The 20,489-nt window shown below is 64.7% G+C and carries 17 protein-coding genes and 1 tRNA gene; 8 read left to right on the top strand and 10 right to left on the bottom strand.

Features of this window, described 5'->3' with window-relative positions:
• Positions 1-78: 78 nt before the first annotated feature.
• The 6 genes from ALTAJ2_RS04470 to ALTAJ2_RS04445 form a co-directional block, all read right to left on the bottom strand.
• Positions 79-1,701, bottom strand: a complete 1,623-nt coding sequence (locus tag ALTAJ2_RS04470) for an oligosaccharide flippase family protein (protein WP_049899811.1) — start codon at positions 1,699-1,701, stop codon at positions 79-81.
• 171 nt (positions 1,702-1,872) lie between these two features.
• Positions 1,873-3,381 carry a hypothetical protein gene (locus ALTAJ2_RS04465; RefSeq protein ID WP_007108041.1) on the bottom strand — a complete coding sequence of 503 codons (1,509 nt, stop codon included), beginning with the start codon at positions 3,379-3,381 and terminating at the stop codon, positions 1,873-1,875.
• Positions 3,382-3,818: 437 nt separating this feature from the next.
• Positions 3,819-4,481, bottom strand: a complete 663-nt coding sequence (locus tag ALTAJ2_RS04460; protein WP_007108040.1) for a helix-turn-helix domain-containing protein — start codon at positions 4,479-4,481, stop codon at positions 3,819-3,821.
• Between the two features lie 108 nt (positions 4,482-4,589).
• Positions 4,590-6,275 carry an alkaline phosphatase family protein gene (locus ALTAJ2_RS04455; protein WP_007108039.1) on the bottom strand — a complete coding sequence of 562 codons (1,686 nt, stop codon included), beginning with the start codon at positions 6,273-6,275 and terminating at the stop codon, positions 4,590-4,592.
• 273 nt (positions 6,276-6,548) lie between these two features.
• Positions 6,549-7,886 (bottom strand): phosphohexomutase domain-containing protein, encoded by a 1,338-nt coding sequence (locus ALTAJ2_RS04450; RefSeq protein WP_007108038.1) that lies wholly within the window; start codon positions 7,884-7,886, stop codon positions 6,549-6,551.
• Positions 7,887-8,610: 724 nt separating this feature from the next.
• Positions 8,611-10,269 carry an NAD-binding protein gene (locus tag ALTAJ2_RS04445; protein WP_049899775.1) on the bottom strand — a complete coding sequence of 553 codons (1,659 nt, stop codon included), beginning with the start codon at positions 10,267-10,269 and terminating at the stop codon, positions 8,611-8,613.
• A gap of 219 nt (positions 10,270-10,488) precedes the next feature.
• On the opposite strand from ALTAJ2_RS04445, the gene ALTAJ2_RS04440 reads away from it, so the two are divergent.
• Positions 10,489-10,983: a cation:proton antiporter regulatory subunit gene (locus tag ALTAJ2_RS04440; protein WP_007108036.1), complete on the top strand. Its 495-nt coding sequence runs from the start codon at positions 10,489-10,491 to the stop codon at positions 10,981-10,983.
• A gap of 34 nt (positions 10,984-11,017) precedes the next feature.
• Complete coding sequence (locus ALTAJ2_RS04435; protein WP_007108035.1) at positions 11,018-12,349, top strand: cation:proton antiporter; 1,332 nt, start codon at positions 11,018-11,020, stop codon at positions 12,347-12,349.
• Between the two features lie 185 nt (positions 12,350-12,534).
• Here ALTAJ2_RS04435 and ALTAJ2_RS04430 read toward each other — a convergent pair.
• Positions 12,535-12,607 (bottom strand) — tRNA-Gln (locus tag ALTAJ2_RS04430).
• Between the two features lie 111 nt (positions 12,608-12,718).
• Positions 12,719-12,931, bottom strand: a complete 213-nt coding sequence (locus tag ALTAJ2_RS04425) for a helix-turn-helix domain-containing protein (protein ID WP_007108034.1) — start codon at positions 12,929-12,931, stop codon at positions 12,719-12,721.
• Positions 12,932-13,224: 293 nt separating this feature from the next.
• Between ALTAJ2_RS04425 and ALTAJ2_RS04420 the strand changes: the two genes are divergently transcribed.
• On the top strand, positions 13,225-13,578 hold the full coding sequence (locus ALTAJ2_RS04420; protein ID WP_049899771.1) for a hypothetical protein: 354 nt from the start codon (positions 13,225-13,227) through the stop codon (positions 13,576-13,578).
• A 67-nt stretch (positions 13,579-13,645) separates the two neighbouring features.
• On the opposite strand, the gene ALTAJ2_RS04415 is transcribed toward ALTAJ2_RS04420, so the two are convergent.
• On the bottom strand, positions 13,646-14,839 hold the full coding sequence (locus tag ALTAJ2_RS04415) for a pyridoxal phosphate-dependent aminotransferase (RefSeq protein ID WP_007108032.1): 1,194 nt from the start codon (positions 14,837-14,839) through the stop codon (positions 13,646-13,648).
• A complete protein-coding gene (ribH, locus tag ALTAJ2_RS04410; protein ID WP_007108031.1) occupies positions 14,836-15,270 on the bottom strand; it encodes a 6,7-dimethyl-8-ribityllumazine synthase in 435 nt (144 codons plus the stop codon). The genes ALTAJ2_RS04415 and ribH overlap by 4 nt, the downstream gene beginning before the upstream one ends.
• 124 nt (positions 15,271-15,394) lie before the next feature.
• Here ribH and ALTAJ2_RS04405 point away from each other — a divergent pair, with 124 nt between their 5' ends.
• The 5 genes from ALTAJ2_RS04405 (at position 15,395) to ALTAJ2_RS04385 (ending at position 20,488) form a co-directional block, all read left to right on the top strand.
• Positions 15,395-16,723, top strand: coding sequence for a 5-(carboxyamino)imidazole ribonucleotide synthase (locus tag ALTAJ2_RS04405; RefSeq protein ID WP_007108030.1), 1,329 nt, complete (start codon positions 15,395-15,397; stop codon positions 16,721-16,723).
• A gap of 77 nt (positions 16,724-16,800) precedes the next feature.
• Entirely contained in the window at positions 16,801-17,439 is a 639-nt protein-coding gene (locus ALTAJ2_RS04400; protein ID WP_007108029.1) for an AIR carboxylase family protein, read from the top strand.
• 288 nt (positions 17,440-17,727) lie between these two features.
• Positions 17,728-18,132, top strand: coding sequence for an NADH-quinone oxidoreductase subunit A (locus ALTAJ2_RS04395; protein WP_007108028.1), 405 nt, complete (start codon positions 17,728-17,730; stop codon positions 18,130-18,132).
• Positions 18,129-18,836 carry an NADH-quinone oxidoreductase subunit B gene (locus ALTAJ2_RS04390; protein ID WP_007108027.1) on the top strand — a complete coding sequence of 236 codons (708 nt, stop codon included), beginning with the start codon at positions 18,129-18,131 and terminating at the stop codon, positions 18,834-18,836. Before ALTAJ2_RS04395 ends, ALTAJ2_RS04390 begins: the two co-directional genes overlap by 4 nt.
• Entirely contained in the window at positions 18,833-20,488 is a 1,656-nt protein-coding gene (locus ALTAJ2_RS04385) for an NADH-quinone oxidoreductase subunit D (protein WP_007108026.1), read from the top strand. Before ALTAJ2_RS04390 ends, ALTAJ2_RS04385 begins: the two co-directional genes overlap by 4 nt.
• The last annotated feature ends 1 nt before the right edge of the window (position 20,489 follow it).

The following is a 20,489-nucleotide window of genomic DNA, read 5'->3' as shown; positions in this document are numbered from 1 at the left end:
TCGGGCGCTTCGATCCGTCCTCTCTCCCGTGTCGCGGTGTTATAGCAACGCAAGCCTGTCTCGCTCGAGAAACGGCACTCACACGCCGGGATCGAGCACGCCCAGTGCGAGCCCCGAGACGAGCAGGGACAGGCCGACGACGAACAGGAGGAGTTGCAACCAGTTACGAGTCGTGCCATCGCTCCCGCCGTCCGCGATCCGATCGTGGATCACGTTCGCCGTCGATCCGATCGGGTCCGGAAACGCTGACAACACCTCGAACGGTTCGGCCGGGTCCAGTACACCGACGAGGAGTGCGAACGTGACGAAGATCGCGAACCCGACGGGCGGGACGACCGCGAGCGCGAGCCACGGGTTCGCGATCGCCGTCGAGAGGGCGACGATGGGAACGGCCGCGAGGACGGTCGTCAGGACCGCACGACCGAGCCGGGCGTCCGCGAGCGGATCGAACCCGACGAGGCGAGCGCTCCAGCAGTGGAAGACGAACATCGACCCGTATCCGACGCTGGTCGCGACGGCCGCACCCTGCATCCCGTAGCGCGGAATGAGGGCAAGGTTGAGTCCCAGGTTGAGCAGCGCCGCGCCGCCGGTGGCCACGACCGGGTACCGGAGCGTCCCTTCCCCCTGTGAGACCGCGAGAATCGGTCGCGCGAGGGCGAAGCCGAGCGCGCCGGGGAGCAACAGCAACAGGGGCGTAATCGCCGGCTCGGCTTCGGCACCGAAGTAGATCGGTACCGCGACATCCGCCAGCGCCGCGAGCCCAACCGCCATCACGCCCGTCAGCAGAAACGTATAGCGCGTCGTCCGCGAGGCGAGCGCGGAGATCTTCCCGTAGCGGTTCTGCGACCACAGCTCCGACGTCGAGTGGACGAAGACCGTTTGAATCGCCATCGGGACGAACCAGAGGAACTCGGCGAGCGTCAGCGCCGCCCGATAGTTACCGACCGCCGCGTCCGTCCGGAACCGGTGGAGCATCACGACGTCGATGTGATAGAGCGACATCAGCAGGAAGATCAACGCGATGCTCATCGAGTTGAACGCGAACATCTCCTTCCGAGGAAACCGCGCCGACGGCCTGGTGAACACGCACGACAGCGAGACGCGTCGATGGACGAGGACGAGTCCGACCGCGGCGACGAGCACGCTCGCGAACACGTGGCCCGCGAGCGCCCCCATCACGCCGACGCCGACGTAGGTCAGCGGGATCGCGACCGCGACGAAGCCGAGCTTGTCGAGGACCTTGAGCGGTTCCGAGTACCGCTCGAGGCCGAATCCCATGAGCGTCTTCCGCGCGTAATCGCGAAACTGTGCCGAAATCACGAGCGCCGCGAGGACGTAGAAATACGTCGTTAGTTCGGCTCCGAACGCGAGGGCGACGATTCCGGTCCGGGTCGCGAGAACCAGCAGGAAGGCCCCGATGACCGAGAGGGAGACCGCCAACCGGAAGTAGAAGCCGACGACGTGTTCGCTCCAGTTCGCCGCGGCGCGGTCCTCCGCGAGGAACTTCCGGACGCCGTCGGTAACCCCGGAGCTGACGAAGATCATGTAGATCGCGAAGACGGACAGCAGAAACGCGTACTCGCCGAACGCCGACGCGCCGAGAAACCGGTAGAGCAGCGGCGTCGAAAGTGCGGTGACGACGAGCACGACGACTTTCGCACTGACGACGGAGACGACGCCGCTCGCAATACTTCTGTTCACGGGTTCTCCTCCACACGTTCGAGTCGACGATCGACAGCCCCGTTCGCCGCCGACCGGTCGCGATCCGACGGACTCACTGTAGCAGTACCGGGGCGACAGCGAGGCCTTATTATACAGGGGATAAACGACCCCGAAGTACGACATCGAGTCAGGCCGGGCGCGCGATCGTGACTACTCGTACGTGTTCTCCCAGGTCGTAACGCCGCTCGCGCCGAGATCGCGAATCCCGCCGACCAGCCGGTTCTTCTTGAAGGTCGGATTCGTCGACGACGAGTAGAGACAGACGGCCTCGTGGTCGGCCGACGACTCGAGCGTCGAGTCACGGACCAGCGTGCCGGACCCGAGGTCGATGTACGGATACTGACTGGCCCGCAGTTCGCTCTGATAGACGGTCAGATCAGCGCCCGTGTTGACGATGGCGTTTCGATCCACGCCGTCGCGGCCGTGCTGGGTGACGTCGACGTGACTGAACCGGCAGTCGTCCCGTTCACAGCGAATGCCGTCCCGGAACCCGCCGCCATCGCCCGCCCGTCCCGAAATGGTGAGGTGCTCCGCGAGCACCTGTCCGGCACTGTCGCTGTCCCGAATCCAGAGCGGATAGCCGCCCGCGGTTTCGTGGGTGATCTCCGTGTCGACGATCGTCGCCTCGCCGCACTCCGGCGAGATGACGATCCCGTGGTTCACCTCCGACCCCTGCAGCTGGAGGCGGGTCGTATCGATCCGCGCGCTGTCACAGGTGTTCATCACCGAAATCGCGTGGCTGGTCGGTTTGGGAGCGGTGATCTCGACGGCGGCACCGTAGATTTCGATGTTGCGGCCGTTCTCGATCCGAATACCGCGCTGGGACACGTCCTCCGGTCGCGTCGAGTCGACTTCGACCGTCGGCCAGCGAATCTCGCTGTCCCGGCCGCCGACGCGAACGTTCGCACCGTTGCTGTTCCGATAGAGTCCCCCGTGGACGATGATCGTCCCGTCGCCGCCCGCCGCATAGAGACCGTTGTTCGGAAAGCCGCCGAGCCCGCAGCGCCTGAACTCGAGTCGCCCCCGGTTCTCGTTCGCTTCGATGCCGATCGGGCCGCGCCAGCGGTTGCCCGCGTTCGGCGTGTCGTTCACCCACGCGCCGCCGTCGGGCGCGCGGAACCGTTCGACGATGCCTCGCCCGTCGGGGTCGGTGACGTTGAACAGTCCCGGCCCCCACGTCCCGCTGTCGTGGTAGCCGTTGATCGTCACGTCGCGCACCTCGAGCCGGTCGGCGGCGTAGGCCTCGATCGTCCTGATCCCCGTCTCGGGGGCCGTCTGATCGACGTCGAACCCTTCGAAGCGGAGCTGCCCCCCGGGACTGTACGCGACGCCGAGCCGGAACAGTCGATACTGTGGGCCGTCGAAGTCGTGGTAGTTCGCCGGGATCAGCGTCGCGTTCTCCCCGACGACGCCGAAGTTATCGAAGCCCGTGAACCGGAACTGTTCGTCCATGTAATACTCCCCCTCGGGAAACACGAGCAGCGTATCGTCACCGCGGAGTTCGTCGAGTACGGGCGTGATCGATTCGGTACCGGTGTCGTCCGCTCCCGCCTCGGTGACATCGACGACGGTGTCGTAGTCGTCGTAATAGTACCCGTACGGGTCCGTGGCTGCGCTGGCGGTCGCGGTCAGCCCGACTCCGGCGAGACACGCTGTCACGGCCCCTCCCAGGAACGACCGTCGTGACCGCCTCCGTGATATCGAGTCGTCGAGAGATGGCCGCCGATCCCGCTCCCCACCCGGCCGAGAACGACCGGCCCCCGCACCATCCGAACGCTGCAGATTACTTCGGTCCGACATTGAGAATCACTTCGGTGTGAGTCAGTCCGGGGTCCAGTATCTGCGGATTCGGATAGCAAGCCTTTAAGATCGACCGACGGATCGACGGTCTCGAGATGGCCATCACGGTCCCGCGTCTCGGAACGGTTGTACGAATCACAAACGGCGGGTTCGCTCGCGATCGCGCCGGTTTTTCACCGCTCCGGTTCGAAGTTTAATCCCGTGTTAAGCGCCTGCAGCCCGGGAGCAGCTGTCCGAGGAGCGGCGATCCCGGCGAGGGCTCGAGCGACCCCCGAACGACCGCGGACCAGTCGTGCTCAGCCGTACCCGTCGGGCGTTCGATCGTTCTCCAGGGTGGTCGCGATCAGTTCGGAGACGGCGCGCCGGATTCGCTGGGAAACCGCCGAGTCCGAGATCCCGAGCCGGTCCGCGAGATCGTCCTGGGTAACTCGCCGCGGCACCTCGAAGTAGCCGGCGTAGTACGCCATCGTGAGGATCTCGTGCTGGCGTTCGGTCAGGGAGTAGGTGCGGTCGTCGGTCGCCGACGAATCGTACAACTGGGTCACGCGAAACGAGATGCCGCGGTCGCGACAGTGCGTCCGGAACGCGGACAGCGCGTCTCGATCGGGGAGGTGAACCCGTACGAGCCACCCCCCGTCGTCGCTCGTGATCGTGAAGACGAACAGCCCGTCCTCGAGACAGCGGTCGGGCACGACCTCGAGGTCGCTGTCGACGGTGACGCGATAGACCGCCCGGTTCTCGAACGTCGCGACGCGAGTCGGGTTCGAGACGGTCGGATCGGCGGTCATCGCGTTCTCGAGGGCCGCGCGCTCGTCGCCGAAGGCCGACACGAACCGGAGGCGTCGCTTCCCGGTCGTCGCCCCGTACTCGTATCTGAGCGTCGCGTCCGCACAGCGCGCTATCGTCGGGACCAACGGTAGTTCGTCGTGGACGAGGTGGACTGCTGCGATAAATCCCATTGCGAGATCGATGTCGTACTCCGTCGTCGGGTCCGGTGACCCATACTTATACCGCGGGTAAGCAGGTTGCAACGGCGCGAACGCACCCGTCTCCTGCGATTCGGCGAGTCAGTTCATGTACCCGAGATCGGCCAGCCGATCGGTGACGGCCTCGTCGGTCGCCGGTCGGCTCTCGCCGTTTTCCTCCTCGTATGCGGGGTAGGACATCGGGTCGATCGGATCGACGACGGGCACGACGCTGCCGTCCATCCGGTCGCTGTAGGGGACCCCCATCGCGGCCATGATCGTCGGCGCAACGTCGAAGAGGTGTGCCCCCTCGAGCGCGGCGTCCTCGTCGATCCCCTCGCCGGCCGCGACGAAGACGCCCTCGAGCTTGTGGTTCCAGGGTTCGGCCGGGCCGAAGTACTCCCCGTCACCCAACTGTTCGGAGAGCATGTGGTCGAAGTCGGCGGGGATCGTGACGATATCGACCGTCTCCTCGATGTGCTCGCCGTGGAAGTACTGCTCGCGGGGCGCCACCGTCTCGAAGAACGGCTCGCCGTCGGGCGTTTCGACCGCCTGCAGCGCCCGCATGAGTTCCTCGCGGCGTTCCTCGTACTCCTCGGGGGGCACGACGCCCATCGGCTCTCGCCCCTCGAGATTGAGCCGGACGCCGAGTTCGGTTCGCGCACGGACGTACGCTTCCGACTCGGCGAAGTCGACCTGTTCGTTCGCCGTCCGGGAGACGCCGTTCGGCGCGTACTCGATCGCGAGGTCGGCCAGTCCGACCCGCTCGAGGGCGGCCCGTATTCGTCGCGCGGTGACGCCGAACCGCGCGGCGACCGACGCCGCGCGTGCGATCGGACCGGGCTCCCACGTGTCGTACGCCTCGCCCTCGCGGAGGCGTCTCCGCATCGGCGTCCACGACGGCATGCCCTTGCCGCCGGTCGTCGTCTCGAGGAAACCCATGTCCCGGAGGTACTCGTTGACCCGGAACTCGTAGCCCTCGTACTCGCCCATGCCGTGGTCGCTCACCAGGAAGACGCGGTCCGGATCGCAGGCCGCGAGGATCTCCCCGATCTGGTCGTCGGTCGCCTCGTAGACGCTGTCGACGTGTCGTCGTTCGCCACTGAACTCGTGAAAGACTGTATCCGTCTTCTGGAACTGGACGAAGCCGAAATCCGGCTCGAACTCGGCGGCGAGATACCGAAACGCCTCGCCGCGCAGCCGGACGAGTTCGCGGTACTCCGCGATCTTCTCGCGGTCGGAGAGCGAATCGTCGTCGCGCGTGTAGTTCGGATAGACGCGGTACTCCCCGATCGCGTCGCGGACGTCGTCGAGAAGCCCCTCGGGGTGACACGGCGGTTGCTCGGGGCCGAGAAAGCCGGGTATCACCGCCCCGTCGAACTCGTCCGGCGGATGGGTAACCGGTGCGTTGACGACGACGCTCGAGCGGTCGTGGCGGTCCAACAGCGTCCACAACGGCTGCTCGCGGACGTCGTCGTTGCTCGTCACGTGCCAGTCGTAGCCATCGTACCCGACGAAGCCGACCGCGCCGTGTTTGCCGGGATTGACGCCGGTGTAGAGCGACGGCCAGGCGCTCGGCGTCCACGGCGGAATCTGTGACTCGAGCGGGGCGGTTACGCCCGTCGAACAGAGCCGCTCGATGGTCGGAATCCGATCCGCCTCGAAGAGCCGCTCGAAGACCGGCAGACACCCCGCGTCGATGCCGATGAGGAGCGTGTCCAGCCCGTCCGATTCGCTCTCGGTACCCCCTGTCGATGTCGCGTCGTCACCGCCAAACCTCCGAGTCATCGTTGTAGTTGTCGTTTCGTAACCCGCGTACCCGTTCGACCGCTGCCGACGTGCCACGACAGCGGTGTCGTTCGTTGCACCACGTCTCTAGACCCAGCGAGGCTGACAGCACACTTCATTATCACTCCGTTAAGACAACCAGCGGCCCCCGAGCGTCGCGTTCCGTCGGGTACTGGGATCGCCGACCTCGCGGCCCCGAGCCAAGGGCTACCCGGTTCGACTGCTCGGGCTCGTGGCGGGTTGAACGAGAGGCGGGTCGTCGTCGGGCACCGTTCACGGTCGAAGTCCCGACACCGTCGCGATCGCCTTCTCGAGGAGCCCGATCGCGTCGGCTTCCAGTCGTTCGGCTCGAAACTCGTCCCGTGCCTCGACCGTGAGTTGGATCACGGGCTCGGTATCGCTCGCACGCAGGAAGAGCCAGCCGGCACCGACATCGACGTAGACGCCACCGAGCGTGTCGACATCGTCGTACCACTCGTGGGCACACTCCCGAACCTGGTTCATCACGGCGGTTTGCTCCTCGACCGCGACCGACGCGTGGCGGCTGGGGTACGGTTCGATGTCCGCGACGAGCGACGATAGTGGCCCGCGATCGGCGACGAGTTCGACGAGTTTGCACGCGGCGAGCGGCCCATCGGGACACGGCGTCTCGCCCGGCCAGATCCACGCCCCGCTCGGGTCGCCACCGAAGACGACGTCCGGCCACGTCGTACGGTCGGCGACGAACGTGTCGCCGACCCGCGTTCGACTCACCGTCGCGTCGACGGCCGCGAGCACATCGTCGACGGCCATGCTCGTCCCGACCGGCGCAGCGACGATGTCGCCGTCGGTCGCAGTTGCCCGCGCGAACAGCGCCAGAAGCGCATCCCTCGGGACGACGGCCCCCGTCTCGTCGACGGCCAGCATCCGATCGGCGTCGGCGTCGTGAGCGATCCCGAGCCGCGCGTCCGTCGCTTCCACGAGCGACGACAGCGCTCCGAGCGTCTCTTCGGCCGGCTCACCCGGCCACCCGGGAAAGGCCTCCTCTCGCCGTCCGTGTAGCGTCCCGACGTCACAACCGAGCGCCGAGAGCACGCGCGCCGTGATCTCGCCGGCCCCGTCCCCGACATCGACAACGACGCTCGGCGGGTCGGCCACCGAGACGGCCTCGACCAGTTCCGTCGCGTGCCGCTCGACCGCGTCCGCCACCGTCTCCGTCGACCCCTTGCCGTCCCGCGGGTGGCAATCGTACTCGTCACGTTCGACTCGAGCGGCGATCGCCGCCCGCTGCTCGGGGCCGAACGCCGTCCCGGACGCCGTCCGGAGTCTGAGCCCGTCGTTCGGTGTCGGGTCGTGAGCCGCCGTAACGACGATCCCCGCGTTCGCGTCCGTTCGTGAGACAGTCCGCGCGATCGTCGGCGTCGGTGCGACGCCGACCGCGAGAACGTCCGCGCCGCACTCTCGAAGGCCGGCGGTCACCGCATCGACCAGTACCGCCCCGCTCGCTCGAGCGTCGCGGCCGACGACGACGCGGTCGTACCCGTCGGACGCGACGGCGCGACCGACGGAGAGCGCGCGTGCGGCCGTGATCTCCGTCCCGCCCGATCCGCCGCTACCGCTTGGACCAACCATAGCGGCCAGATCTGATAGTGAACTGATTATTATGGAGTTGTTAGAACGGGCACAGCGGTGGTTTCGCCCCGTTTCGCGCAGTGGCCGCGCGGCCCTCGAGACGCCCGCTCTCGGGACGGCGGTCGGTGTCGTCACCCGGTTACGGCTCCCATCACGCCGACGTGGTCGGTGGCGAAGCACGGGCAACCGTGTACTCACCGACCCGTCTCGCGCGATCAGCCGGCCGTCGGACCGAGACCCGATTTCTCACCGTCCCTCGATCGGTTCGGGACCGATACCGATGGCGACCACTCGTTGGTGGACAGGGGACTCGAGGCAGTAATGCGACGAGAGCCTGTTCACGTCGTCGGGACTCGGCGCTGTTCGGGAGTCGATGGGAGCGCAGCATCCATTCGCGCCTCGAGTCGATCGCCCGCGAGGCGGAGCAGCCGAGTGCACGACCACTCGGACCGCCAGTGGACTGTGGTCGTGGACGCGACGATCGAATGGGGTCCGTCTCGCCGAGGAGAGGATATTCGCCGCTTGCGGATTTGCTCGCGACAGAAGTAGTCCGGGGCGGGGCTGACATCCGAGTTTTGCATCGTGAATTTAGAACACGGGCGGGTCTTAGAACAGACCCCATCTCTCGAGGATTTGTCCGAATTGCTCAGTACAGGATGTGTACTTGTCGCTTCGTTCGGTGTAGAGTAGAAACTTCTCGGCCGATCGTAGTACGTCCCCACACTCATGAAGAAGGGACCGTTCGCTCGAACTCCTGAATCGCGTCGTCGCTTCCCGCAACGATCACTTCGTCGTCGGCTTCAATGGTGGTACGCTCGTCAGTATGGACAGTGTCGCCGCGTGAGACACCGATGACGGTCCATCCGCGCTCAGTATTGCGACGGGCGTCCCCCAGTGACTCGCCAGCAAACGGCGCTGCGTCGGCCCGAATCAGGCGGATCTGGTTCGTTGGAGACATGACCTGTTCACCGTGGACCTCCGCCGCAACCAGCCGAGCGGACACCTGCTGGATAGAGAGCACGTAGTCAGCGCCCGCTCGGAACGCCGACCTTATCTTCTCGCTATCAGTCACACGTGCGAGAATTTCGACTTCGCTCGAGAGCGAGCGAGCGATGGCGATAGTCATCAGCGCGGTCGAGTCGCTTCCGACGGTGACGACCAGGGCCGACGCGTCCTCGATGCCGGCTTCCCGGAGCGTTTCCGGTTCGGTGACATCGCCGACGATGTCGGGGTCCCGCTCCTCCGAATCGTCGATAGTCGTCACCGAGACATCCGCTGGGAGGACGTCGACGGCTGCAGTTCCACCCTCACCGAAGCCGGCGACGATGAGCTGCGAGGGGTTCTCGATACGTCGCGACCGGACACCTGCGATCTCGTCTGTTATTTCGTCGATCTCGCTCCTCGGTCCGGCGACGACCAGCACGGTGTTAGGCGTGAGTTCGTCGTCGGGTGATGGCGGTAGGTGCAATTCGCCGTCGAACCACCCGGCGACCAGCGTCAGATTCGGATGGGCCACGACCGGCGAATCGCGGACTCTGACGCCGTGGAGCGGGCTATTCCGTCTGACAAGAATCTCGCGAACGTCGACCTCGTCGCCGTCGGTTCGGTCGGGAACCGTGACTGGCGTCGCCGCTTTCTCCGCCAGCCGCTGGCCGATCAGCGCGTGCGGGGCGATACTTCGGTCGACACCGACCTCCGCCAGTGCTGCCTTCCGACGCGTCGACTCCGTGAAACTGATCACCCGCAGGTCCTCGTTGGCTTCCAGCGCTGTCAGGACGATACTCGCCGTTTCGTCGCCGGCGTCGGTGATGAGCAACGCCGCTCGCTCGATCGTCGCACGGTCGAGGTCAGCCCGCTCCTCGGGATCGCCTTTGATCGACTGATAGCCATCGTCCGAGAGCCGCTTCGCTTCCTCCTCGTCGGACTCGATGAGAACGTAGTCGATATCGAGTTCCTCGAGTTCGTCGAGCAGCATCTCGGTATCGTGCTGATACTCCGCGATGACGACGTGGTCGTTCTTTGTCGTGAGGCGGTCGGAGAGGTCCAGCGGCGTCCGTTCGAAGAGCGGGATGACCAAGACGCGCAGCGTGACGAACCCGATGATGACGCCGGTCAACTGGATCGACACCATCAGGACGTTCATCACCGGCGTCTCCCAGGGTGAATCCGCACCGAACCCGGTCGTCGTCATCGTCTCGACGACCGTGTTGAGCGACCGGAAGATAGACTGGGGGTCGTTCTCGAGCACTTGCATTCCCCAGTTGTAGACGACCGTGTAGAAGAGGACGACTGAAGCGAGACCGACCACGAATAGTACCAACAGTCGTTGACGTTGCGTCAGATCACGCGGATGCAGACCGTCTATATCTCGAAGCTCGCGCATTTACTGTCCACCAGTCACTGTGGATACCGTCCCCGATCGATTAAGTGACCGGTTTTGCTGGGACGGCCTATCGTCACCGCGTATTGGAGTCCACTCGAGTCCGAGCGGTGCGATGCCCGTAAGTCGTTTTCTGACATCCTCGGGAGAAGCACCGGCAGAGATGGCCTCATCGGTCGACGGGACACGCCATTTATTGTCACGCCCTCGCTTTGATGACGTATGACCGTCTACGAGAGCGACCTCCCCGGCGTCGGAAAGAAGTTCGAGATCGAACTCGATGACGGGCAGCGCCTCGTCATCGTGACTCACAATACGGGGAAACGGGAGGTGTACCTGAAAGCTGACGCGGACGCGGACAGCGAGAAGGTGTTCGAGGCATCGGATCGTCTGGCCCGAAAGATCGGCACGATTCTGGAAGGGGCGTACTTCCAGCCGGTGCAGGCCGAACAGGTGGAGACGATGCTCTCCGACGATACCTACCTCGAATGGTACGGCGTCTCCGAGACCGCCGAGATAGCTGACCAGACCCTCGCTGAGGCGAACATCCGCGATGAAACGGGTGTTTCTATCGTCGCCATTCAGCGCGGCGAGGAATTGATCTCGCCGCCGACGCCGGAGACCGTCCTCGAGGTGGGTGACACGCTGGTCGTCATCGGTGACCGCGAGGACTGCGCCCAGTTCGAGGAGTTGCTCGGAGCCGGACTCGACGAGTGATCGCGACGAACTTTCCCGCCGGAGGTGAGCGGTAGTGGCGACCGAAACGGCGCTCGTTGATGTCGGGATCCTCTTCGCCGCGGTTGCTCTCGCCGGCATCCTCTCGAGTCGAATCGATCAGTCGGTCATCCCCTTTTATATCATCGTCGGCGTCTTGCTCGGATCGAACGTGCTGGGCGAACTCCCCACGGTCGCCGGCAGCGAGGTCGAGATCGGTGGGATCACCGTCACTATTCCCGAGGTGACTGTCGGAGGCGTCGATCTCCTGAGCGCGGTCGGTGGACTTGCACTCGGCGAAACCGACTTCATCGTCGTCGGCGCAGAGATCGGGATCGTCCTCCTCCTGTTCTTCCTCGGTCTCGAGTTCAATTTGAACCGGTTGATCGCGAGCAAGGACCGGATTGGCAAAGCCGGGTCCGTCGATCTCGTCATCAACTTCGGGATCGGGCTGATCTTCGGCTATCTCACCTTCGGTAGCCTCCTCGCGGCTTTCCTTATAGCGGGAATTGTCTACATTTCTTCGAGTGCGATCATCACGAAGTCACTGATCGATCTGGGCTGGATCGCCAACGACGAGTCCGAACCGATGCTCGGCACGCTCGTCTACGAGGACCTGTTCATCGCCGTCTACCTGGCGATCGCGTCCGCACTGGTCTTGGGCGGCGGTGATATCGGGGAAGCCGCGGGACAGATCGGGATCGCGGTCGGGTTCATCCTCGCGTTGCTCGGACTCGTCACCTTCGGGACCGACTTCTTTCAGCGCTTTCTCGACGCCGACACGAACGAGTTTATCGTCGTCCGGGCACTCGGCGTCACGATCCTCGTCGCCGGGATCGCGCTCGCGCTGGGTGTCAGCGAGGCCGTCGCCGCCTTCTTCGTCGGCATGGCCTTCTCCTCGACCGATCACGTCCACGACCTGGAGCGGCTGCTCGAGCCGCTGCGAGACGCGTTCGCAGCGATCTTCTTCTTCTGGATCGGGCTCGTCACCGATCCGGGACTGTTCACGCTTTCGATTCTCGGGATGATCGTCGCCGCCGTGATCGTGACGACGCCGACGAAGATCGTGAGCGGCTACCTCAGTGGACGAATCTACGGCCTCGACGATCGCCGATCACTCCGGGTCGGCTTCGGAATGGCCACCCGCGGCGAGTTCTCACTGATCATCGCGAGTCTCGCCCTCTCGGGGGCTGGCAGCGGCATGGCAGCTGAGACCGCACAGACGATCTACGCCTTTACCGTCGGTTATGTTCTCGTTATGAGTGTTCTTGGCACCTCGCTTATGCAGTATTCGAATCAGATTGAACCCAGCGCCGTCTCGCTGTTCGAACGAGCCCGCAGCGGAACTATACGGCTAACCGATAATTGAACGGCCAGCGCCAGTGACAACCTTAGATATCTACCAGCGCATACCCTTTTGGAAAGCGCTGTTTCGATATCTCCTTCAAGTACAAAAGTCCCCGCGAAAACCGGCATGTCCTCGAGATCCGACTCACCGTTCGAAACATTGTCGTGCGCTACTCACGGCTGTCAGGATTCAAACCTCCGAGTTAGTAGTCCCGGGCGGATTCGAACCGCCGTCATGGGCTCCAAAGGCCCATATGATTGGCCACTACACCACGGGACTGCTTGGTTCACCTACCGGATAAGCCGCCACCGCACAATAGTGTTACTTTTCGTCGTGAGGTGGTGGTGTGTTTCCGATCACCGATGTCAGCTTCGATCCGGGCCGAGACCGCTACTCGTCGCGAGGGTCGTCTCGCAGTTCGAAGAGGCGCGTTCCGTCGTGGACACACGTTACGTGTCCGGCAGCCTCGAGCACTTCGAGTCGGTTGTAGACGCTGTTTCTCGAGTAGCCGGTCCAATCGACGAGTGCACCTTTGGTGGCTCGGCCGCCCCGAAGCTCGTCGAGAATCGCGTTGTCTACGTCCGTTAAATCATTCTGTTCCATCGGTAATCCGTTCTCTCCGCATTAGAATGCAAATCCCACGTCTATAAACGCCACATGTACGCATATTACCCACTCAATGCAGCAATTTAGATTGAGTGTTCAATCTGCACAAATTATATGAGGCTATGAAGAGAAGGCTCAATAGAAGCGCGAATCCATGATAACGGCCCGGATCTTAGCGCTTCGGTCGGTGATTATACCATGGACTGTCATACTGAATTCGAACGTTCAGAACCGGTACATAATCTAATATCGAATTTTAACCGACAACCCGCTCGTTCGGGTGTCTCCCAATGACCAAGCGAAATATCACTCTCGAGGCTTCGACACTGCTTACCCGTGATCGATTGGTTGAGCGACTCCGGCCGCCGACGGAATCCGAGTCCAGCGATACCGCACACCTCGTCGCAGCGACCGCAGCTATCAAAGACGATCTCGAACGCGGCGAAACGCCCGAGAAGAAGGATGTCGAGAGCGCACGGTTCGCGCTCGGGCGTGTCGAGAGGCGATTAGACGAAGTGACAGCACTGTTCAACTGGAATCCGTGGGACACTGGTGTCACGTGGGGTGAACTGACTGCAGCACAGAAGGTTGACGTATACGAGCGCGAGAGAGTACGAACAGATTTCCCGCTAACTGAGGAATAGCCGGGAAGATAGGCGACGGGAACGATTCTGTCGGATCATGCTCCCGCAAAATGTCGCCTCGGTGTCCTTACAGGTAGCCTTCCTCGGCCAGCCGCTCGATACCCTCCTCGAGTCGCTCCTCGCTCGCGGCGTACGAGATCCGCGCGTAGCCGGGGGTGCCGAACGCGCTGCCGGGGACCGTCGCGACGTGGGCGTCCTCGATCGCGCCCTCGCACCAGGCCTGATCGTCGGCTCGCGGCTCATCGCCGCTCGCATCCGAGGCGCTACGCGCCTCGTTGTCGTCCACAGGGACCATCATGTAGAACGCGCCCTCGGGGACGGCGACATCGACATCGTGTTCGGCGAGCAGGTCGACGACGAGGTCCCGGCGCTCTTCGAAGGCCGCGACCATCTCCGTGACGGCCTGTTCGGTCTCGAGGGCCTCGAGACCGGCGTGTTGGACGAAGTTCACGGCCGAGGAGACGGAGTGGCTGTGGAGTTTGCCGGCCTGGTCGATCAGGTCCTCGGGGCCGGCGAAATAGCCCAGCCGCCAGCCGGTCATCGAGTAGGCCTTCGAGAAGCCGTTGACGGTGACGGTACGGTCGGCCATCCCCTCGAGCGTGCCCAGACTCGTCGGCTCGACGCCGTAGGTGATCTCCTTGTAGATCTCGTCGGAGATGACGGTGATGTCGTGTTCGACGGCGAGATCGCGGACGCCCTCGAGTGCGGCGTCGGAGTAGACCGCTCCGGTGGGGTTCGACGGCGAGTTGACGACCAGCAGTTCGGTCTCGTCGGAGACCGCGGCCGCGAGGTCATCGAGCGCGGGCTCGAGTTGGAAGTCGGTCTCGGAGAGGTCGACGCGGGTGAGGTCGCCGCCGGCCATCTTGACCATCGCCTCGTAGGAGACCCACGCGGGGTCCAGCAGGACGACTTCGTCGCCGTCCTCGACGAGCGACTGGACGACCTCGTAGAGGGCCTGCTTCGCGCCGGGCGTGACGATGATCTCGTCCGAATCGTGCTCGAGGCCGTCGGCGGCCAGTTTGTCGGCGATCGCCTCGCGCAACTCGAGGATGCCGGCGGAGGTCGTGTAGCCGGTGTGGCCGGCGTCCATCGCGTCCTTGCCGGCCTCGACGATGTTCTCCGGGGTCGGGAAGTCGGGTTCGCCGACGCTCAAGTCGACGATGTCTGCGCCCTCGGCCTCGAGTTCGGTGGCGAGCGCGGAGATCGCAAGCGTTGCGGACGGTTCGACTCGGCTGACGCGGTCGGTGAATTCCATCGTCATTGGTGGGAATCTACGGCGGAACTGGGGTCGGGTAGTTCGTCGACGAGATCGAGCGCACCGTCGACGGCGGTCGCGGCGTTCTCGACGCGCTCGCGCGCTTCGGCGGCGGACATGCCGGGGCCGGTCACGCCGAGGGTGACCGGCGTGTCGCGCTCGAGACTCACGTCGGAGAGTCGCTGTGCGGTGGCGTCGGTGATCACCTGATCGTGATCCGTGTCACCGGTAATGACGGTGCCGATGACGACGACGGCATCGACGTCGTCGAGGCGGGCGAGACGATCGGCGGCCAGCGGCGCGTCGTACGCCCCCGGCACGTGAACCGTCTCGTGCACCTCGGCACCCGCGGCGGTAGCCGCCTCGAGCGCCTCCTGCTCCATCTGCTCGGTGATCGGTCGGTTGAATTCCGCGACCACCAGTCCGAGCGTGGTCATAGGCGAGCGGTAGGGAGGACAGGTAAAAGAGGTACCGTTCTCGGGTGACCAACACGCCCCGTAGCGACACACCGCGGTGCCCTGCACGAAGCTCGGTTGGCGGAACCGGACGCTCCGCGGTCGGATGGCCTGCCCACTGGACGAGACAATCGGGACGTTCACGGACGAGTTCCGGGGCGACGGGGGACGTGCGAGCGATGGGTCGAGTCAGTTCGAATCGGTTCGAGCCGTCCTCGAGCGACGGGCCGTTTGGGAATTCTTAAGCGCGGGTGTCGACAATCGCCACGCAATGACGACGCTACGGACGCCGGGACCGACGATCGGCGTAGTCGGAGGGGGACAGCTCGGCCGGATGCTCGCCGAAGCGGCCGCGCCGTTGGGCGTCGAGGTTGTCGTCCTCGACCCGACGCCGGACTGCCCGGCCGCGCCCGTGGCCCGCGACCAGATCGTCGCCGGGTTCGACGACGAAGCGGGGATCCGCGAACTCGCCGCGCGCGCCGACGTGCTCACGTTCGAAATCGAACTCGCCGACCAGGACGTGATGGACCGGGTGAGCGAGGACACCGAAACGCCGGTGCACCCGAAGCCGTCGACCCTCGAGACGATCCACGACAAACTCGTCCAGAAGCGCGAACTCGAGGCCGCCGGGGTTCCGGTGCCGCCGTTCCGCGCGGTCGAGGACGCCGACGACATCCGCACTGCGATCGACGACTACGGCGCGCCGGTGATGCTCAAGGCCCGAACCGGCGGCTACGACGGCCGCGGCAACGTCCCCGTCGAGTCGAAAGCCAACGCGGAGGCTGCCCTCGAGTCGGTCGCTGGCCCCGCGATGGTCGAGTCGTTCGTCGACTTCGAGCGCGAGGTCTCGGTCATCGCGGTCAAGGGAGACGACGAGACCGCGACCTTCCCGATCGGGGAGAACGTCCACGAGGAGGAGATCCTCCGGGAGACGATCGTCCCTGCACGCTCGAGCGAGGCCGTCGCCGAACGCGCTCACGCGGTCGCGCGCGACGTACTCGAGGTGATGGACGGCCGGGGCGTGTACGGGATCGAACTCTTCGAAACGACGGCCGGTGAGGTGCTCCTCAATGAAATCGCGCCGCGTCCGCACAACTCCGGGCACTGGTCGATCGAGGGCGCTCAAACGTCCCAGTTCGAGCAACACGTTCGGGCCGTCCTCGGCTGGCCGCTCGGCTCGACCGCGCTCCGCTCGCCGACGGTGATGACGAACCTGCTCGGCGATGTGAGCGAAGAGCGGCCCGCACAGCTAGACGGAGTCGACGAAATCCTCGAGACGCCCGGCGCGAGCCTCCACTGGTACGGCAAGCGGCAGGTCAGACCCCTCCGGAAGATGGGACACGTGACGCTCTCGGCGGGCGATGCTGACGCGTCGGCCGAGGACGTACTCGAGGGGGCGCGCGAGCTCGAGGCCGCCGTCACGTTCCGCACCTAACGCCTTCGAGCCCGGTCGTCACGCGTTCTCGCCTTGTATACCACCGTTTCAAGTCGCTTCCCCGATGACCTCCACCCATGAGCGACAGCGTTACCGACCTGATCGACCGCCTCCACGACGAAGCCGAGCAGGACCGTCCGACCGAGGACACGCCGGACGTCGGGATCGTCATGGGAAGCGACTCCGACCTCGAGACGATGCTGACCGGCGGCAAGCGCCGCGGGGCGTACGACGCCTTCGTCGAGGAACTCGGCTTCGCCGAACAGACCGACTTCGGGAACCCGCCCGCGGAACGGTTCAGCTTCGAGACCTACGTCACCTCGGCCCACCGCACGCCGGACTTAATGACGGCTTACGCCGAGACCGCCGAGGAGCGCGGGCTCGAGGTGATCATCGCGGGTGCGGGCGGGAAGTCCGCGGACCTGCCGAACATGACCGCCTCCATCGCGTACCCGCTGCCGGTGATCGGCGTCCCGGTTCAGGAGAAGTCGGTCGACAGCGTCATCGGGATGCCGACGGGCGCGCCGCTGGTCGCGGTCGACGCGGGCAAATCGTTTAACGCGGCGCTGTCGGCCGCACAGATCCTCGCCCGGCAGCACGAGGCCGTTCGTGATCGGCTGATGGCCTATCACGAGAGCCTGCGCGAGGGCGTAGGAGACGTCTCTCGAGAACTCCACGACGGCGGAACGGCGGCGTTCGCGGATCGGGATCGCTAACTGCAGCGCGGTCGCAAGCCGCCGGGGGTCGACGGACGAGCCCTGACCGGTCAGTCGTCTCCTCCGTGTAGAACGAATTACCGCCTTAAGCGGCGTATGTCGGCCGATTTCGCCCTCGAATAATCAGCTGTTACCGCTCCGTTCACGGCCCGGGCGGCGACGGCTAGTATACGGTGATTATTCACGAGGGTCTCCGTTCGCTGAAGTCGCGTCTCGGCCCGTGTTTCCCCGAAAAACAAAGAATCAACCCTTATGTGCGTGCGGTTTGAACCCTCGAACGTTACGGAGATGAATGATTGGATCGCCATCGGGGCGCTGGCGCTCGTCGGGGTACTGATACCGTTCGGGATGATGGCGGTATCGTATCTCCTGCGGCCCACCGTGCCCGAAACGAGCAAACGCGCCACTTACGAGAGCGGCGAGATTCCGACCGGCGGAACGCGCATCCGATTTAATATCCAGTATTACATGGTTGCGCTGCTGTTCGTCGTCTTCGATATCGAGACCGTCCTCCTCTTCCCGTGGGCGGTCGCCTATCAGGATGCGCTCGCGGCGGATATTCCGCTCGTCCGCGCGCTCGGGCCGATGCTGTTGTTCGTCGCCATCCTGCTCGTCGGTCTCGCGTGGGCGTGGCGTACGGGCGCAGTACAGTGGGCACGGACACCTCGCCAGCTGGAATCTGACAGACCATGAGTAGCGAACAACCACGCCAACAGATCTACGACAGCACCGCACCGTCGACCGACACCCGCGACTCGCGTATCGGTGAGGGTGCCGACGATCGCTTCAACTCGAAGCTTCGGGAGGCGTTCGGCTCGACGCCGTTCATTCTCACGAAGTTCGACAAGTTCATGAACTGGGTGCGGGGCAACTCCATGTTCATGCTCCAGTTCGGGATCGCGTGTTGCAGCATCGAGATGATGCACACGTACGCGATCAAACACGACCTGGACCGCTTCGGAGCCGGGGTCCCCCGGGCCTCCCCCCGACAGGCCGACGTGATGATCGTCCCCGGGACGATCGTCTCGAAGTTCGGCCCCCGCATGAAGCGGGTCTACGACCAGATGCCCGAACCCAAGTTCGTCGTCGGCATGGGCTCGTGTACGATCTCCGGCGGCCCCTTCCAGGAGGGGTACAACGTCGTCAAGGGTGCCGAGGAGATCATCCCCATCGACATCCACGTCCCCGGCTGCCCGCCGCGGCCGGAGGCGCTCGTCTACGGTATCGCCAAACTCCAAGAGCGGATCCGCAACGGCGAATCCACGCCCGTCGTGGTCAAGCCCTACGAACTCGAGGAGTTCGGCGACCTGCCGAAGGACGAACTCGTCCAGAAGCTCGCCGACGACATCGACGAGGAGGACCTCGTTATGCGCTACAACTGGGCTGATTCGCCATGAGCACGGGACTCGAGCGGGAGCCATCGGTCGAGGTGACGGAGGACGAACTCGAGACACTGGTCGGTGATCGAGCACTCGCGCGTGACGATCATTTGAACGCGCCGGGGTTCGTCATTCGGCCGGACGACGTCCAGGACGTGCTGACGGACCTGCGCGACGAGGCCGGCTTCGACCACCTCGCGAACCTCACCGCACAGCAGTATGCCGACCGCTACGAGTCGATCTATCACCTCCGGAAGTACGCGGACCCGACCCAGGAGGTGTCGATCGTCGTTCCGACGACGACCGACGAGCCGGTCAGCCAGACCGCCGAACCGGTCTTCCGGACCGCCGACTGGCACGAACGGGAGGCCTTCGACCTCGTCGGCATCGACTACGAGGGCCACCCCGACCCGCGCCGCATCCTCCTGCCCGAGACCTGGCAGGGCCATCCGCTCTCCGAGGGGTACGACCAGGAGAAGCCCCAGCTCGTGACCCTGACCGAACACGCCAATCCGGTCCAGCCGGACCACCACGACGACGAGTCGGATACGATGTTCCTGAACATCGGTCCCCACCACCCGGCGACTCACGGCGTGCTCCACATCGAGACGGTGTTAGACGGCGAGACGGTCGTCGACGTCGACCCCGACATCGGCTATCTGCACCGCTGTGAGGAACAGATGTGCCAGAACGGCACCTATCGCCACCAGATCATGCCCTACCCGGACCGCTGGGACTACGTCTCGGCCGGCCTCCTCAACGAGTGGGCCTACGCGCGCACGGCCGAGGACCTCGCGGACATCGACGTGCCGGAGTACGCACAGGTCATCCGGACGATGGGCGCGGAGCTGTGTCGGATCGCCTCCCACATGCTCGCGCTGGCAACCTTCGCGCTCGACGTCTACGGCGACTTCACTGCCATCTTCCAGTACGGCATGCGCGACCGCGAGGTCGTCCAGGACATCCTCGAGGACCTCACCGGCCAGCGGCTCATGTTCAACTACTTCCGGCTGGGCGGGGTCGCCTGGGATCTGCCCGAACCCCGCGAGGAGTTCATCGAGAAGACCCGCGACTTCCTCGACGGCCTCCCCGCGAAGGTCGACGAGTACCACGACCTGCTGACCGCCAACGAGATCTTCCAGGTTCGGACCCACGACACCGGGATCCTCGAGCCCGAGGTGGCCAAACAGTACGGCTGTACCGGCCCCGTCGCCCGCGGCTCCGGCATCGACTACGACATCCGACGGGACGACCCCTACGGCTACTACGACAACCTCGAGTGGGACGTGGTGACCGAGGACGGCTGTGACAACTACAGCCGCGTCCTCGTGCGCATGCAGGAAGTCGAGGAGTCCGCGAAGATCATCGAGCAGTGTCTCGACTTGCTCGAGGACTGGCCCGAGGACGAGCGGACGGTCCAGAGCAACGTCCCGCGGACGCTCAAACCGGACGCCGACACGGAGATCTACCGCAGCGTCGAGGGCGCGAAGGGTGAACTCGGCATCTACATCCGCTCGGACGGCACCGACAAGCCGGGCCGGTTCAAGATCCGGAGTCCGTGCTTCCACAACCTCTCGGCGCTGCCGGAGATGTCCGAAGGCGAGTACGTCCCGGACCTGATCGCGTCGCTGGGGAGCCTCGATATCGTGCTCGGGGAGGTGGACCGGTAGT

Source organism: Natrinema altunense, from assembly GCF_000731985.1.
Classification (GTDB): domain Archaea; phylum Halobacteriota; class Halobacteria; order Halobacteriales; family Natrialbaceae; genus Natrinema; species Natrinema altunense.
Note: the sequence above shows the minus strand (reverse complement) of the source record. Positions and strands in the feature narration are given on the sequence as shown.

Coding starts and splice junctions, on each gene's coding strand:
- ALTAJ2_RS04405 (WP_007108030.1), top strand. CDS start 15,395: ATGGCCTGCCCACTGGACGAGACAATCGGGACGTTCACGGACGAGTTC.
- ALTAJ2_RS04450 (WP_007108038.1), bottom strand. CDS start 7,886: ATGGTTGGTCCAAGCGGTAGCGGCGGATCGGGCGGGACGGAGATCACG.
- ALTAJ2_RS04390 (WP_007108027.1), top strand. CDS start 18,129: ATGAGTAGCGAACAACCACGCCAACAGATCTACGACAGCACCGCACCG.
- ALTAJ2_RS04440 (WP_007108036.1), top strand. CDS start 10,489: ATGACCGTCTACGAGAGCGACCTCCCCGGCGTCGGAAAGAAGTTCGAG.
- ALTAJ2_RS04385 (WP_007108026.1), top strand. CDS start 18,833: ATGAGCACGGGACTCGAGCGGGAGCCATCGGTCGAGGTGACGGAGGAC.
- ALTAJ2_RS04445 (WP_049899775.1), bottom strand. CDS start 10,269: ATGCGCGAGCTTCGAGATATAGACGGTCTGCATCCGCGTGATCTGACG.
- ALTAJ2_RS04455 (WP_007108039.1), bottom strand. CDS start 6,275: ATGACTCGGAGGTTTGGCGGTGACGACGCGACATCGACAGGGGGTACC.
- ALTAJ2_RS04420 (WP_049899771.1), top strand. CDS start 13,225: ATGACCAAGCGAAATATCACTCTCGAGGCTTCGACACTGCTTACCCGT.
- ALTAJ2_RS04395 (WP_007108028.1), top strand. CDS start 17,728: ATGAATGATTGGATCGCCATCGGGGCGCTGGCGCTCGTCGGGGTACTG.
- ALTAJ2_RS04400 (WP_007108029.1), top strand. CDS start 16,801: ATGAGCGACAGCGTTACCGACCTGATCGACCGCCTCCACGACGAAGCC.
- ribH (WP_007108031.1), bottom strand. CDS start 15,270: ATGACCACGCTCGGACTGGTGGTCGCGGAATTCAACCGACCGATCACC.
- ALTAJ2_RS04460 (WP_007108040.1), bottom strand. CDS start 4,481: ATGGGATTTATCGCAGCAGTCCACCTCGTCCACGACGAACTACCGTTG.
- ALTAJ2_RS04415 (WP_007108032.1), bottom strand. CDS start 14,839: ATGACGATGGAATTCACCGACCGCGTCAGCCGAGTCGAACCGTCCGCA.
- ALTAJ2_RS04425 (WP_007108034.1), bottom strand. CDS start 12,931: ATGGAACAGAATGATTTAACGGACGTAGACAACGCGATTCTCGACGAG.